Below are 13,406 nucleotides of genomic sequence, written 5' to 3' on the forward strand. Positions count from 1 at the left end.
GCGAAAAAACGAGCTAAGCAAGCCAGCATCCGAGAAAAATCGAGAAAACCGCCTACGCCCGAGCAACTCGACGGTTCTAGCGTCCCGTTCATGGCGACCAAGGAACAGCAGGACATCGACCCCTTCGCAGCAATGGAGTCCCTCAGGGCAGCACTGGCCGACGCGGGGATCGTCCTTCCCTCGCTCGCGGTTGACGTCGCGTCACCGAAGCTGCGGCTCGTGGACCTCGGACGGGTGCGCGCCGACGTGGCCGCGCGGCTGGCCGACGCGCTCCGGAAAGGCGGTCGGGAGTGACCGGCAAAGTTGAGACGAGGCTGTGTGAGGGGCCGCTCCCCTACCCGGCCGGAACGCTGGTGATGGACAAGATCTCGGAGCGCACGGGCCTCCTGATCTGGGTGCTGGAGGAGCGCACCAAGGAGAAGAACAGGCTCGTCAAGAGCCAGGCGTTCATGCGCCCGCTGGGTGGTGGCATCGAGTGGGATGTGCCCCTGGAACGCATCGTCAGGGTTGAGGAGTCCGAGCGGTGACGGCCACCAGGGTGGCCGCGCTCGTCGGCCCGGGTGACCGGATCGGCTACGAGGGACAGTGGCGCACCGTGAAGGCGACGAAGACCGATATCGGCGCGATGGGCGGCCTGTTCGTGGTCGTGGCCTGGGAGGAGGGCGGCACCGAGCGCTTCCGGGCCGGGGATGAACTGCTGCTGGAGCAGCCCGGGGCGGCATAGGCCCGTCGTGGGGTCTCCGTCGCTCTCCCCGGACATAGAGACGCCCCGCCGGTACTCGCGCCCGGCGGGGCGTCTCTGTGCGCTCCCGTGGCCGTCCGTGGGCTCAGGCGGCGATGGCCACCCGGAACCGGATCGGAGCCAGAGCGGCACCCCCGGAAATAGGTGTGGGCACGCCCATGGTGATCCGGCCCAGCTCCGCCGCCCGCCGCGCGGTGATCAGGGAGCCGCTGCGGTAGCGGGCCTCGACCACGACCGTGCCCCTGGTCAGCGCGGCGATGACCCGGTTGCGCAGCACGAACCTGGACCGGGTCGGGTGGTCGCCGGGCGGCAGTTCCCCGACCAGCAGCCCCTGTTCGGCGATCGCGGCGATCAGGTCGCTGTTCCCGGACGGGTAGGCGGTGTCGATGCCGCTGGCCACCACGCCGATGGTGGCGCCGCCGGCCGCCAGCACGGCCCGGTGCACGGCGCCGTCCACGCCGTACGCCGCCCCCGACACCACCGCCCAGCCCGCGCCCGCCAGCCCGGCGCCGAGCCGGACCGCCATGTGCCGGCCGTAGTCCGTGCAGGCGCGGGCGCCGACCACCGCCACCGACCGCAGGGCCCACAGCCGCAGCGACGGCCTGCCGCGCACCCACAGCCCGTAGGGCCGCTGCTCCGCCAGGTCGTCGAGCTGGCCGGGCCAGTCGCCGTCGCCCGGGCACAGGAACCGGCCGCCCGCCCGGTGCGCCGCGGCCAGGTCCGCGACCGGGTCGGCCCGCGCGGCCCGCGCCCGGTATCCCGCAGTCCGCTCCGGGCCGGCCCCGGGCAGCCGCCGCCCGCCGAGCGCCGCGGCCAGCGCCTCCCGCGGACCCGACTCCCGCACCGCCCGGCCCATTACCTTGTCGCCGGGGTCGGCCACCCTGGTCAGCGCGACCCGGGCCAGCCGCTCCGGCCACCCCACCACCGCGTCCGGCCCCGCGGCGCCGGTCGGCCCGCCCCCGGCGTAGACGGCCCGCAGCTGCTCCTCGACCGCCCCGGCGCCGCTTTCCGGCCCGGCCGGAGCAGCCGCGGCGCCCTCCTGCTCCGGGGTCCGGCCCGCCCCCTCCCCGGCCATCACGCCCTGCCCGCCACGGCCGCCGCTCCCCTTTGCACCCCGGTGCGCAACTGGAGTGCCAGCAGCACGTGTTCGGGGGTCGGCCGGTCCGCGCCCGCGAGGTCGGCGACGGTCCACGCCACCCGCAGCACCCGGTCCAGGCCCCGGGCGGTGAGCAGGCCGCGCTCCATGTCCCGCTCGACCGCGCGCAGGGCGCCGGGCGCGACATGCCACCGGGTGCGCAGTTCGTGGCCGGGCACCTCGCTGTTCAGCTTCCAGGGGGTGTCCTGGTAGCGGGCGGCGGCTCTGGCGCGGGCCTCGCGGACCCGCGCGCCCACCACCGCGGTGGACTCCCCGGCCGGGCCCTTACCGCCGGGTCCGATCAGCTCGGCCCGGCCGACCGGCTCGACGTCCACCCGCAGGTCCACCCGGTCCAGCAGCGGCCCGGACAGCCGGGCCTGGTAGCGCCGCACCGCGCTCGGCGAGCAGTCGCAGCCCCCGCCGATCACCGAGTACCGCCCGCAGGGGCAGGGGTTCGCCGCCAGCACCAGCATGAAGCGGGCCGGGAGCCGTATCACCCCCGCGGCCCGGGCCACGACCACATGGCCGGACTCCAGCGGCTGCCGCAGCGCGTCGAGCGACTGGGAGCTGAACTCCGGGGCTTCGTCGAGAAAAAGTACGCCCCGGTGAGCGAGGGAGACCGCGCCGGGGCGCGGCAGTCCGCTGCCGCCGCCGACCAGCGCGGGCATGGTGGCCGAGTGGTGGGGCGCGCAGTAGGGCGGGGTGTCGACCATGGGGCGGCCGAACGGGAGGATGCCGGCCACCGAGTGCACCGCGGTGACCTCCAGCGACTCCTGGCGGGTCAGCGGCGGCAGGATGCCCGGCAGGCGCTCGGCGAGCATGGTCTTGCCCGCGCCCGGCGGCCCGTGCAGGTAGAGGTGGTGGCCGCCGGCCGCGGCGACCTCCAGGGCGAGCCGGGCCGCCCGCTGCCCCGCGACGTCGGCCAGGTCGGGCCGGTGCCGGTCGCTGTCGGGGCCGGCGCCGCCCTCGGCGCCCGGGCCGCCCGTGAAGTCGGTGCTGCCGAACCCGGCGCCGCCGAACCGCGCCCCGCCGAAGACGCCGGCCCCGCTGCCGCCGAGCCCGTCTCCCACCCCCGCAGCCGCGGCCGGCAGCGCCCGCCGGCCCCCCGCGGTGTCCTCGGGCTCCTCGGGCACCACCTCGTCGTTGAGCACCGCGACGAGCTGGCGCAGGCTGCGCACACCCAGCACCGACACGCCGGGCACGAGCGCCGCCTCCGACGTGGTGCGCTCGGGCACCACCACCTGCCGGTACCCCGCGTCGGCCGCGGCGAGCACCGCCGGCAGCACACCGCGCACCGGGCGGACCCGCCCGTCGAGCCCCAACTCGCCGATCATCATCAGGTCGGCGATGGCGCTCGGCGCGATCCGGCCGCCGGCGGCCAGCACCGAGCACGCCACCGCCAGGTCGAAGCCGGAACCGCCCTTGGGCACCGACGCCGGGCTCAGGCCCACGGTGAGCTTCTTCTGCGGCCAGGTCTCCCCGCTGTTCACGATCGCCGCGCGCACCCGGTCGCGGCTTTCCACCAGGCTCTTGTCCGGCAGCCCGACCAGCGCGAAGGCGGCCACGCCCGGCTCCAGGTCGGCCTGGACCTCGACCACCACGCCTTCCACGCCGACCAGCGCGACCGAGCAGGTGCGGGCGAAGCCCATCACGCCACCCCCCGCACGTGCTCGACCCGCGGCGCGCCGCGCGCGGGCAGCACCACGCCGACCAGGTCGATCCGGACGCCGCCGGGCGGCGCCCCGCCGTGCTCGGCGGCCCACCGCTCGGCGAGCGACCGCAGCCTGGCCGCCTTACCGGGCGTGATCCCCGCCATGGGGTGCTGGTGGCCGCCCTCCCGGCGGGTCTTCACCTCGCACACCACCACCGCGTCGCCGTCGGCCGCGACGATGTCGATCTCGCCCCGGCGGCCCCACCGCCAGTTCCGCGCCAGGATGGCCAGCCCGGCGTCCTGCAGGGTCCGGGCGGCCACACCTTCGCCGTACCGCCCCAGCGCACCTCGTGCGTTCATCAGTACCACCTCCGTCACTCACAGTGACAGAAAGCGGCCCACCAAAGATGATCTTGAACGCCGGCCTGTGGAAAACTCTCAGTTATTGAAGCCGGAGTCGTCCGACGGCAGATCCAGGTCCGCCTTGTTCAGCTCCTCGATGTTCACGTCCTTGAACGTGAGGACCCGGACCTGCTTGACGAAGCGGGCCGGCCGGTACATATCCCAGACCCACGCGTCGGCCATGGACACCTCGAAGAACACCTCGCCCTGGACCGAGTGCACCTGCATCTCGTAGTCGTTGGTGAGGTAGAAGCGCCGCTCGGTCTCGATCACGTACTTGAACAGGCCGACGACGTCGCGATACTCCCGGTAGAGCTTCAGCTCCATCTCGGTCTCGTATTTTTCGAGGTCCTCGGCGCTCATGGCATGTTCCCCTTCAGCCGTACGTGACCCCATTGTGCGCTACGCGGGGACCGCCGGAGCCGCACACCGCCGTATCACCCGCCGCCGCCTCAGCCCGAGCGCCGCCGCACCAGGCCCGCCAGCGACGGGTACGCGGCCCCGCCGAGGATCAGCACCACCCCGGCCACCACCGCCGCCAGCAGCCAGCGCAGCGGGCCGTAGGCGGACGCGCCGCCGCCGGTCAGGCCGTCGAACGCGGAGGTGCGCGCCACCGACCCGGCCCGGCCCAGCGGCCACGCCGTGGCCTCCACCCGGGCCTTCACATCGGAGGCAGGCACCGCGCCGCCCTCGGCGTCGTCCAGGTGCAGCCGGGAGTCCTGCGAGACCGCCCGGTTGTCGCCGACCAGGAACAGCTTGCCCGCGGGCACCTTCGTCTCGAACTTCGTCGCCGACGCCTGCCCGGTCGCGTCCAGGTACGTCTCGTCGACCGGCTTGCCGTCGACCATCAGCCGCCCGCGCGCGTCGCAGCAGGAGACCGTGTCACCGCCGACCCCGACGACCCGCTTGACCTCGGGCAGGTCGCCCCACAGCTTGTCCTTGAAGACCACGATGTCGCCGCGGTGCACCTCGCCGCCGGAGACCCGCTCGGCCAGCACCTTGTCCCCGGGCCGGACCGTGGGCTCCATCGAGTTCGTCGGCACCGTGTAGGGCCGGTAGACCACCGCCGCCCACGCGAAGCCGCCCAGGAAGAGGACGCAGCCCAGGGCCACGGCGATCCCGGACAGCCGGTGCCCGGTCCCGCCACGGCCTTTGGATACCACCTGGCGGCTGCTCGTACGTGTCGCGCTCATGGAGCCGCACCCTATCCGGCGGCACGCGCCCCGGTCAGCCCTCTCAGCCCGCTCAGCCCTGCTCCGCGCCCGCCGCCTCGTGCCGGCGCAGCAGCCTGCGCCGCCGCAGCATCACCAGCGGGACCGCGCCGGCCACCCCGAGCGCGGTCGGGGCGACCGTGCCTGCGGCATTGATGCCCGACTGCGAGAACGTGCCGGGGATGCCCAGCCAGTCCCAGCGGTTGATCGGCCAGGCGACCACGATCGCGCGGCCGACGACCTGCTTGGTCGAGACGGTGCCGTCGGTGTGCTTGCCGTTGATCACCTCGTCCATGTGGTACCGGGAGTCGAGGGAGTCCTGGCGGTGGTCGCCCATCACCCAGATGTGGCCCTTGGGCACATGGACGGTGAACGGCTTGTCCGGGCTGCACGGGGTGTTCCCCGGGTAGACGTACGGCTCGTCGAGCGCCTTGCCGTTGACCATCACCGGACCCGTGCCCTTGCAGCTGACGGTGTCGCCGCCGACCCCGATCACCCGCTTGATCAGGTCCTTCTCCTCGGCCGACGGCATCAGGCCGATGAAGCTCAGCGTCTTCTGCAAGCCGCGCACCACCGGATTGCTGCTCGGCGGCGGGTTCTCCGGCAGCCAGCCGCCCGGGTCGTGGAAGACGACGACCTCGCCGCGGGTCGGCTCGGAGCCGAACCACGGGGTGAGCTTGTCGACCAGCACCCGGTCGCCCCTGAGCAGGGTGTTGTTCATGGAGTCGGACGGGATCGAGAACGCCTGCACCAGGAACGTCTTGATCAGCAGCGCCAGCACCAGCGCGATGCCGATCAGCAGCGGCAGCTCCTTCCAGAAGGAGCGCGGCTTGCGCGCCGCGGCGGGCGCGGGCTCGCCGCCCGAGGGGTCCTCGCCCTCCGGCCCGCCGGGCCCGCCGGGGCCCTCGGGGTCGTAGCGGTGCGCGCCCACGCCGTTCACGTCCTCCGGCCTGGTGCCCGCCACGGGGACGTAGCCCGGCTCGTAACCGGGCTGGCCCGCCGCGCCGCCGTCACCGGGAACGCCCGGGTCGTACGCCGGGCCGCCCGGGTCGTAGCCCTGGCCGCCGGGCTGGTGGCCGCCGGGGTCACCGCCGCCCGGGTAGCCGCCGTCGGAGGGCCCGGGGACCCTGCCGACGGACGGGCTGCCGTATGCCGCGCTGCCCGTCGAGTCCGCGGGGACCACGCCGTCGGCCCGTGCGCCGTCCGCAGGGGGCACCGGGCGGCCATCCCCCTTCTCGGGCTCGCCGGAACCGGACCGCGCGCCGACCACCAGGTCCCCCACATCCACTCCTCATTCGATAACGTCGCCCGCGCCGGATTCGGCGCAGGCCCACCATTCCCATAACGAGCGGGAGTTCCGCAGGAGTCGGGAGCGGGTCGGTCCTTTGAGCATTGTTGGCCGAGTTGTCGGTCCCGTCCACCATAGTCCCGGCCGCTGTACGGCCCGGGAACGCCGCGTCGGCCCGCGGCACCGAGCCGAACGTCGCGGGCGCCTTCAGCCGCCGCCAGTGCCCGATCGGCCAGCCGATCACGACCGCCCGCCCGACCACCTGCTGCTCGGAGATGGTGCCGTCGGTGTGCTTGCCGTCGATCACCTCGTCCATGTGGTAGCGCGAGTCGGCGGAGTCCGAGCGGTGGTCGCCCATCACCCACAGCCGGCCCAGCGGTACGTGCACGGTGAACTTGATGGTCGAGGGCGGGTTGCCGGGGTAGAGGTAGGGCTCGTCCAGCGGCTGTCCGTTGACCGTCAGCCGGCCCTGGGCGTCGCAGCACTTCACGGTGTCGCCGCCGACGCCGATCACCCGCTTGATCAGGTCCTGCTCGCCGGAGGCGGGCAGCAGCCCGATGAAGCTGAACGCCTGCTTGACCTGCTTGAGCACCACCGGGTCGGGCTTGGGCGCGGGCTCGCCCTGCAGCCAGCCGCCGGGGTCCTTGAAGACCACCACGTCGCCGCGCTGCGGCTTCGCGCCGAACCACGGGGTGAGCTTGTCGACCAGCACCCGGTCGCCGATCCGGATGGTCTGCTCCATCGACCCGGACGGGATCACGAACGCCTGCACCAGGAAGGTCTTCAGCAGCAGCGCGATGGCCAGCGCCACCAGGATCAGCAGCGGCACCTCGCGGGCGGTGGCGCGGCGCCGTTTGCGCCTGACCTTGCGGGCGAGCTTGCGCCGCTCCACCCGGCTGCCGCTGACCGGCGCCGCGGGGGGTGCGTCGGTGCCGCGCGGGCGGCCCCGGTTACCCATGCGCACCGGCCGGCGCGGGCACGTGGGAGAAGGTGGCGGGGCGGCGCAGCCGGGTCCAGTGGCCGGGCGGCCAGGCGATCCACTCGGCGCGGCCGATCACCTTGCCGACCGGTACGGTGCCGCCGCCGGGGTCGCCGAGGTGGTCGCGGGAGTCGGCGGAGTCGGCGCGGTGGTCGCCCATCACCCACAGCCGGCCCGCGGGCACCACGATGTCGAACGGGTCGCGGGAGGGCGCGTTGCCCGGGCGCAGGTAGCCGGTCTCGTCCAGGGCCCGGCCGTTGACGGTCATCCGGCCCTGGGCGTCGCAGCAGGTGACGCGGTCGCCGCCGACGCCGATCACGCGTTTGACGTAGTCGGTGCCGGCGGTGGTGGTGAAGGAGTCCTTGCCGTCGAACACGATCACGTCCCCGCGCCGGGGCGTGCCGCCGAACCGGTACGCCAACTTGTTGACCAGTACCCGGTCGCCGACCCGCAGTGTGTTCTCCATGGACGAGCTGGGCACTTCGAAGGGCTCCACCACGAAGTGGCTGACCAGCAGCAGCGCGGCGCAGCAGGCGAGCGCGAGCAGCAGCGTGCGGTGCCAGTCCTCCCAGAAGTCGGCGATCCGCTCGCTCACGACGGAACGCGACCGCTCCTCCGGTTCCGCCTGATCGGCGGTGGGGGAACGGTCGCGCTCCGGGGTCACTGCTTCGCTGTCCATCGGGGCGGAAGCTTATCCGGCCCGCCCCAAGGGAAGGTCAAGCGATCAGTTGTCGCGCTTCTCCTTGATCTTCGCGGCCTTGCCGCGCAGCTCACGGAGGTAGTACAGCTTCGCGCGGCGGACGTCGCCGCGGGTGACGACCTCGATCTTCTCGACGATCGGCGTGTGCACCGGGAAAGTGCGCTCGACGCCGACGGAGAAGCTGACCTTGCGGACCGTGAAGGTCTCGCTGATCCCCGCACCCTGGCGGCGGATGACGACGCCCTTGAACTGCTGCACACGGGAGCGGTTGCCCTCGATGACGCGCACGTGGACGTTGACGGTGTCGCCGGGGCGGAAGGCCGGCACGTCGGTGCGCAGGCTCGCGCTGTTGACGCTGTCGATCAGGCTGCTCATGGTCGTTCGTCGCTTCCTCGCCGATGCCACAGGTCATCGGCGGCATGCTCGTGTCGGATGTTCATCGGTCCTACGGTGTGGCCGCCTCGCTCCGGGCGGCGGCTGTCCCCCTGTGGCAGGGGCGCTCGCGGGGCAGGCAACAGCGGGTCATTCTTCCACGGCGTCGGGGTTGCGCCCAAATCGGCCGTCGGGGCCGGGCTGCCAGCCCAGGATGCTGAGCATCTCGCGGTCCTTCTTGTCGAAGGCGGCGGGGTCGGCGCGCTCGACCAGGTCGGGCCGGTTGGCGACGGTCCGGCGCAGCGCCTCGTCGCGGCGCCAGCGGGCGACCTTGCCGTGGTGGCCGCTGAGCAGCACCTCGGGGATGCCGCGGCCGCGCCAGGAGGGCGGCTTGGTGTAGACCGGGCCCTCCAGCAGGTCGGCCATGGCGCCGGGGGCGAAGGAGTCGTCGGCGTGCGACTGCGCGTTGCCCAGGACACCGGGCAGCAGCCGGGCGACGGCCTCGGTGACGACCAGGACCGCGGCCTCGCCGCCGGCCAGGACGTAGTCGCCGATGGAGACCTCGCAGACCGGCATCCTGGTGGCGTACTCGGCGGTGACGCGGCTGTCGATGCCCTCGTAGCGGGCCGGGGTGAAGACGAGCCAGGGGCACCGCGACAGCTCCACCGCGGTCTGCTGGGTGAAGGGACGGCCGCTGGGGGTGGGGACGACCAGGACGGGGTCGTGGGCGCCCTGCTCGTAGCCGTCGGCGAGGGTCTGGTCCAGGGCCTCGCCCCAGGGGCCGGTCATCATCACCATGCCGGGCCCGCCGCCGTACGGGGTGTCGTCCACCGTGTTGTGGCGGTCGTGCGCCCAGCCGCGCAGGTCGTGCACGCGCACGTCGAGCCGGCCGGCCGCGCGGGCCTTGCCGACCAGGGAGACGTCCAGCGGCGCGAGGTACTCGGGGAAGATCGTGACGACGTCGATCCGCATGTCAGGCGCCGCCCTCACCCGGAGTACCGCCCTCGCCCGGAGTACCGCCCTCGCCCGGCGCGGGAAGCTCGTCCAGCAGCCCGGGCGGCGGGTCGATCACGGCGCGCTGCTCGGCCAGGTCGATCTCCGGCACGATCGCCGAGACGAACGGCACCAGCACCTCGCCGCCCCCGGTGCGCGCCACCACCAGCAGGTCCTGGTACGGCAGGTGCGTGATCTCGGCGATCCGGCCGATCTCGCGGCCGTCGACGGTCACCACGTCCAGGTCGATGAGCTGGTGGTCGTAGAACTCCTCGGGGTCCTCCGGGGTCTCCTCCGGGTCGACCTCGGCGATCAGCAGGGTGCCGCGCAGCGCCTCGGCGCCGTTGCGGTCGGTGACGCCCTCGAAGCGCAGCATCAGGCGGCCGGAGTGCACCCGGCCGGTGGCGATGGTCAGCGGCCCGGTCGCGGCCGGGTCGGTGGCCAGTACGGCGCCGGGTGCGAGCCGCAGCTCCGGCTCGTCGGTGCGCACTTCGACGCTCACCTCGCCCTTGATGCCGTGGGCGCGTCCGATCCGGCCGACTACGAGCTGCACGTCCTGCTCAACTTCCGCTGGGGGAACGGTGGAGACCGCGGCCGGTGCGGCCGCGGCGGGAAACGCGTCGGGCCGGAGGCGGTATGACCGCCTCCGGCCCGGTGCAACGAAAACCCGGTGTGCCGGCGGGCGCCGGCACCCACGGGGACGTGGCAGGCGCGCTCAGCGCACCTGGTCCACGTCGACGAGGTCGACCCGGACACCGCGGCCGCCGAGGGCGCCGACCACGGTGCGCAGTGCACGCGCGGTACGGCCGTTGCGGCCGATGACCTTGCCGAGGTCGTCGGGGTGGACCCGGACCTCCAGCACACTGCCGCGGCGCAGCGTCCGCATGCCGACCTGTACCTCGTCGGGGTTGTCGACGATGCCCTTCACAAGGTGCTCAAGGGCCTCTTCCAGCACGCTCAGGCCCCGGTGGACTCGGCCGAGGCGGTGGCCTCGGCGTCGTCGGCCTTCTTGTCAGCCTTCTTCGCCTTGGGGGTGATCGCCTCACCCTTCGGCTCGTCGGCGGTGTCCTTGGCCGCGGCCTCGAACAGCGCGCGCTTGTCGGCCTTCGGCTCCGGCTGGAGCAGCGGGGCCGGGGCGGGCTCGCCCTTGAACTTCTGCCAGTCGCCGGTGAGCTTCAGGATGGCGAGCACGGGCTCGGTCGGCTGCGCGCCGACGGAGAGCCAGTGCTGCGCGCGGTCGGAGTCGACCTCGATGCGCGACGGGTTCTGCACCGGGTGGTACAGGCCGATCTCCTCGATGGCCCGGCCGTCACGGCGGGTACGGGAGTCGGCGACGACGATGCGGTAGTGAGGCGCGCGGATCTTGCCCAGGCGCTTCAGCTTGATCTTGACTGCCACGGGAGTGGGTTCTCCTGGAGTTGACGTGTTTGGGCACGCGGACGGCCACGTGGGGTTGTGGAGGTCGTGCGCCCGGCGGACGCGTCAGCCGAAGGAGAGAGGGTTCCTGCACGGCTGTCGAGTTCTCAGCTGAACATTCTGCCACAGTCAGGCGACCCCAACGACCTCCGGGATGCGGAAGGGCTGCCCGCAGGCTCCGCACATGATCGGGGCCTGGGCGAGGACCGAGGGCACCACCCGGACATTCCGCCCGCAGTCGCAGACGGCCTTGACCCGCACGCCGCCGCCCGAGGAGCCGTGCCGGGCGGCAGGTCCGCGGAAGGAGCGGGCAGTGTCGTCGGTGGTGGCCGCGGAGTGCGCCTTCAGCGCGCGCTGGAGCCGCTCGATGGTGGCCCGGTAGCGCTTGCGGGTGTCGGGCCGCATCACCACGAGCGAGAAGCCGCTGCTGGGATGCGGCTCGTCGGCGTGGTCGAGCCCCATCTCGTCGGCGATGGTGAGGAATCTGCGGTTGTGGTAGCGGCCGGCGCGCGAGGTGTCGCGGATGCCGCGGGCCGCGGCGATGCCGTGCACGGCTTCGTGCAGCAGCCTTTCGAAGGAGAGCTCGGTGCCGCAGGCGGACGAGGACTCGCCGATCAGGGACTCGGGCGCGGCCAGATCGGGCAGCTCGGGGTGGTGCCGTTGAATATCGGCCCAGGCGACTGCCAGCTCGGCGGCGAGAACAGGTGGTGTCGTGCTCACGCCGTGACAACGAGCCGGGCGCCCCCGGTGTTCCTATTCCGGGCCAGCCCAATTAATTTGCACTGATCGGTCAGTTCCGGATGTTGCGCATGGATACGCATGACGCGGGGCGGGTGCGGAGGGACCGGAGTAACACCGGTGAACCTGCGCACCCGCCCCAAGCGCGGACGTATGAACATATTCCGTACGCCGAGGGTCGGTCAGCGGACGCGGCCGGGAGCGCCGCGGGGAGCCGCCCGCCGGCCCTTAGGCACCGCCCGACGGCGGCCTCGTGGGCGCGGGCCGCGATCTAGTAGGCGCGGGCCGCGATCGCCACGGTGCCCGGGGCGTCGTCCGCGACCGGCACCGAGCCGTCCTCGGCGACCAGGCAGCGCACCGACACACCCTGCTCGGCGAGCTTGGCCTCGCCCTCGGGGCCGAGGTCGGCCCACGGGATGCGGGCCCAGCCGTCGGCCGCGGCCTCGACCGCCTCGCCGACCGACGCCACGTCCACGGTCCGGGCGAGCCGGCGGTCGCGCGACTCCTGGAGCAGCAGCGCCTGGTCCTCCTCCAGCACCTTCGGCAGCACCGAGGTGAGCGCGTCCAGCGCGACCGGCTCCTTGCCCCCGGGGATGCGGCGGGCCAGCATCGCGGTGCCGCCGGCCAGGTCGCGCGGGCCGATCTCGATCCGCACCGGCACGCCCTTGAGCTCCCAGTCGACCGCCCGCCGGCCGAACGGGGTGTCCGTCCGGTCGTCCACGACGACCCGCAGCCCGGCCGCGCGCAGCTGCTCGCCGACCTCGCGCACCTTCCCCACCACGGCCTCGTCGTCCTTGATCGCCAGGACGACGACCTGCACGTGCGCCAGCTTCGGCGGCACCCGCAGCCCGTTGTCGTCGCCGTGCATCATCACCAGCGCGCCGATCATCCGCGTGGTGCTGCCCCAGGACGTCTGCCAGACGTGCTCCTGGGTGCCCTCCTTGGACAGGTAGGAGGTGTTGAACGCCTTGGCGAAGTTCTGCCCCAACTCGTGGCTGGTGCCCAGCTGGAGCGCCTTGCCGTCACCCATCATCCCTTCCAGGGTGAGGGTGTTGATCGCGCCCGCGAACCGCTCCCTGGCCGTCTTGCGGCCCGGCACCACGTCCATCGCCAGGACGTTCTCCATGAAGTCGGCGTAGACGTCGTACTGGATGCGGGAGGCGAACTCGCGGGCGTCGGCCTGGGTGGCGTGGGCGGTGTGCCCCTCCTGCCACAGGAACTCGGTGGTCCGCAGGAACAGCCGCGGCCGCAGCTCCCAGCGCACCACGTTCGCCCACTGGTTGATCAGCAGCGGCAGGTCGCGGTAGCTCTGCACCCACTTCGAGAAGTACTCGTTGATGATCGTCTCGGACGTCGGCCGGACGACGATCGGCTCCTCCAGCTCCTTGCCGCCGCCGTGGGTGACCACCGCCAGCTCCGGCGCGAAGCCCTCCACGTGCTCGGCCTCGCGGGTCAGGTACGACTGCGGAATGAAGAGCGGGAAGTACGCGTTCTGCGCGCCGACCGCCTTGATCCGCGCGTCCATGTCGGCCTGCATCCGCTCCCACAGACCGTAGCCGTACGGCCTGATCACCATGGTGCCGCGCACCGGTCCGTTGTCGGCCAGTTCGGCCTTGTTGATCAGGTCCTGGTACCAGCGCGGGAAGTCGTCCGCCTGGGGGGTGAGAACGGGAGCCTTAGCCATGGGCCGATGGTACGGCCCCGCGCCGCCGCAGCGTGAATCGGTTGCCGCCGGGGCACCCGGCCGCCCGCGGCGCGGCGCGGGGGAAAACGGCTGGC

General features: G+C 73.1%; 18 protein-coding genes. 3 read left to right on the forward strand and 15 right to left on the reverse strand.

Going from position 1 to position 13,406, the window contains the following annotated elements:
- Window positions 1-90: 90 nt before the first annotated feature.
- From AC3ERT_RS09435 to AC3ERT_RS09445, 3 genes are read left to right on the forward strand one after another with little or no spacing between them, the layout of a single operon-like run.
- Window positions 91-294, forward strand: a complete 204-nt coding sequence (locus AC3ERT_RS09435) for a hypothetical protein (RefSeq protein ID WP_435173610.1) — start codon at window positions 91-93, stop codon at window positions 292-294.
- Window positions 291-527, forward strand: a complete 237-nt coding sequence (locus tag AC3ERT_RS09440) for a hypothetical protein (protein ID WP_435173611.1) — start codon at window positions 291-293, stop codon at window positions 525-527. Before AC3ERT_RS09435 ends, AC3ERT_RS09440 begins: the two co-directional genes overlap by 4 nt.
- Entirely contained in the window at window positions 524-724 is a 201-nt protein-coding gene (locus AC3ERT_RS09445) for a hypothetical protein (protein ID WP_435173612.1), read from the forward strand. Before AC3ERT_RS09440 ends, AC3ERT_RS09445 begins: the two co-directional genes overlap by 4 nt.
- 103 nt (window positions 725-827) lie before the next feature.
- Here the strand turns inward: AC3ERT_RS09445 and AC3ERT_RS09450 are convergent, their stop codons facing one another.
- From AC3ERT_RS09450 to proS, 15 genes are all read right to left on the reverse strand, one after another.
- Entirely contained in the window at window positions 828-1,817 is a 990-nt protein-coding gene (locus AC3ERT_RS09450) for a DNA-processing protein DprA (protein WP_435173613.1), read from the reverse strand.
- Complete coding sequence (locus AC3ERT_RS09455; protein WP_435130846.1) at window positions 1,817-3,526, reverse strand: YifB family Mg chelatase-like AAA ATPase; 1,710 nt, start codon at window positions 3,524-3,526, stop codon at window positions 1,817-1,819. Before AC3ERT_RS09455 ends, AC3ERT_RS09450 begins: the two co-directional genes overlap by 1 nt.
- The gene (locus tag AC3ERT_RS09460; protein WP_335981548.1) at window positions 3,526-3,888 is read right to left on the reverse strand and encodes a YraN family protein; all 363 of its coding nucleotides are present in this window, start codon (window positions 3,886-3,888) and stop codon (window positions 3,526-3,528) included. Before AC3ERT_RS09460 ends, AC3ERT_RS09455 begins: the two co-directional genes overlap by 1 nt.
- 78 nt (window positions 3,889-3,966) lie before the next feature.
- Window positions 3,967-4,293 carry a DUF2469 domain-containing protein gene (locus AC3ERT_RS09465; RefSeq protein WP_103890395.1) on the reverse strand — a complete coding sequence of 109 codons (327 nt, stop codon included), beginning with the start codon at window positions 4,291-4,293 and terminating at the stop codon, window positions 3,967-3,969.
- A gap of 89 nt (window positions 4,294-4,382) precedes the next feature.
- A complete protein-coding gene (gene lepB, locus AC3ERT_RS09470; protein WP_335981554.1) occupies window positions 4,383-5,123 on the reverse strand; it encodes a signal peptidase I in 741 nt (246 codons plus the stop codon).
- Window positions 5,124-5,175: 52 nt separating this feature from the next.
- Window positions 5,176-6,072 carry a signal peptidase I gene (gene lepB / locus AC3ERT_RS09475; protein ID WP_435173679.1) on the reverse strand — a complete coding sequence of 299 codons (897 nt, stop codon included), beginning with the start codon at window positions 6,070-6,072 and terminating at the stop codon, window positions 5,176-5,178.
- Between the two features lie 154 nt (window positions 6,073-6,226).
- On the reverse strand, window positions 6,227-7,387 hold the full coding sequence (gene lepB / locus AC3ERT_RS09480) for a signal peptidase I (RefSeq protein ID WP_435130845.1): 1,161 nt from the start codon (window positions 7,385-7,387) through the stop codon (window positions 6,227-6,229).
- Window positions 7,380-8,087, reverse strand: coding sequence for a signal peptidase I (gene lepB, locus AC3ERT_RS09485; protein ID WP_335981559.1), 708 nt, complete (start codon window positions 8,085-8,087; stop codon window positions 7,380-7,382). The genes lepB (AC3ERT_RS09480) and lepB (AC3ERT_RS09485) overlap by 8 nt, the downstream gene beginning before the upstream one ends.
- A gap of 45 nt (window positions 8,088-8,132) precedes the next feature.
- Window positions 8,133-8,483: a 50S ribosomal protein L19 gene (rplS, locus tag AC3ERT_RS09490; protein ID WP_335981562.1), complete on the reverse strand. Its 351-nt coding sequence runs from the start codon at window positions 8,481-8,483 to the stop codon at window positions 8,133-8,135.
- A gap of 147 nt (window positions 8,484-8,630) precedes the next feature.
- On the reverse strand, window positions 8,631-9,452 hold the full coding sequence (trmD, locus tag AC3ERT_RS09495; protein ID WP_435130842.1) for a tRNA (guanosine(37)-N1)-methyltransferase TrmD: 822 nt from the start codon (window positions 9,450-9,452) through the stop codon (window positions 8,631-8,633).
- 1 nt (window position 9,453) lies between these two features.
- Complete coding sequence (gene rimM, locus AC3ERT_RS09500; protein ID WP_335981563.1) at window positions 9,454-10,026, reverse strand: ribosome maturation factor RimM; 573 nt, start codon at window positions 10,024-10,026, stop codon at window positions 9,454-9,456.
- A gap of 162 nt (window positions 10,027-10,188) precedes the next feature.
- Window positions 10,189-10,428: an RNA-binding protein gene (locus AC3ERT_RS09505; RefSeq protein ID WP_335981566.1), complete on the reverse strand. Its 240-nt coding sequence runs from the start codon at window positions 10,426-10,428 to the stop codon at window positions 10,189-10,191.
- Between the two features lie 2 nt (window positions 10,429-10,430).
- Window positions 10,431-10,871: a 30S ribosomal protein S16 gene (gene rpsP, locus AC3ERT_RS09510; protein WP_202236462.1), complete on the reverse strand. Its 441-nt coding sequence runs from the start codon at window positions 10,869-10,871 to the stop codon at window positions 10,431-10,433.
- Between the two features lie 147 nt (window positions 10,872-11,018).
- Window positions 11,019-11,609: a hypothetical protein gene (locus AC3ERT_RS09515; protein WP_435130839.1), complete on the reverse strand. Its 591-nt coding sequence runs from the start codon at window positions 11,607-11,609 to the stop codon at window positions 11,019-11,021.
- Between the two features lie 289 nt (window positions 11,610-11,898).
- On the reverse strand, window positions 11,899-13,311 hold the full coding sequence (proS, locus tag AC3ERT_RS09520; protein WP_435173615.1) for a proline--tRNA ligase: 1,413 nt from the start codon (window positions 13,309-13,311) through the stop codon (window positions 11,899-11,901).
- Between the last annotated feature and the right edge of the window lie 95 nt (window positions 13,312-13,406).

Source organism: Actinacidiphila sp. bgisy145 (genome assembly GCF_057708125.1).

Bases quoted from the DNA above. Each gene is read 5' to 3' on its own strand.
- AC3ERT_RS09435 (WP_435173610.1), top strand. From the start codon at position 91: ATGGCGACCAAGGAACAGCAGGACATCGACCCCTTCGCAGCAATGGAG.
- AC3ERT_RS09450 (WP_435173613.1), bottom strand. From the start codon at position 1,817: ATGGCCGGGGAGGGGGCGGGCCGGACCCCGGAGCAGGAGGGCGCCGCG.
- AC3ERT_RS09455 (WP_435130846.1), bottom strand. From the start codon at position 3,526: ATGGGCTTCGCCCGCACCTGCTCGGTCGCGCTGGTCGGCGTGGAAGGC.
- AC3ERT_RS09460 (WP_335981548.1), bottom strand. From the start codon at position 3,888: ATGAACGCACGAGGTGCGCTGGGGCGGTACGGCGAAGGTGTGGCCGCC.
- AC3ERT_RS09465 (WP_103890395.1), bottom strand. From the start codon at position 4,293: ATGAGCGCCGAGGACCTCGAAAAATACGAGACCGAGATGGAGCTGAAG.
- lepB (WP_335981554.1), bottom strand. From the start codon at position 5,123: ATGAGCGCGACACGTACGAGCAGCCGCCAGGTGGTATCCAAAGGCCGT.
- lepB (WP_435130845.1), bottom strand. From the start codon at position 7,387: ATGGGTAACCGGGGCCGCCCGCGCGGCACCGACGCACCCCCCGCGGCG.
- lepB (WP_335981559.1), bottom strand. From the start codon at position 8,087: ATGGACAGCGAAGCAGTGACCCCGGAGCGCGACCGTTCCCCCACCGCC.
- rplS (WP_335981562.1), bottom strand. From the start codon at position 8,483: ATGAGCAGCCTGATCGACAGCGTCAACAGCGCGAGCCTGCGCACCGAC.
- trmD (WP_435130842.1), bottom strand. From the start codon at position 9,452: ATGCGGATCGACGTCGTCACGATCTTCCCCGAGTACCTCGCGCCGCTG.
- proS (WP_435173615.1), bottom strand. From the start codon at position 13,311: ATGGCTAAGGCTCCCGTTCTCACCCCCCAGGCGGACGACTTCCCGCGC.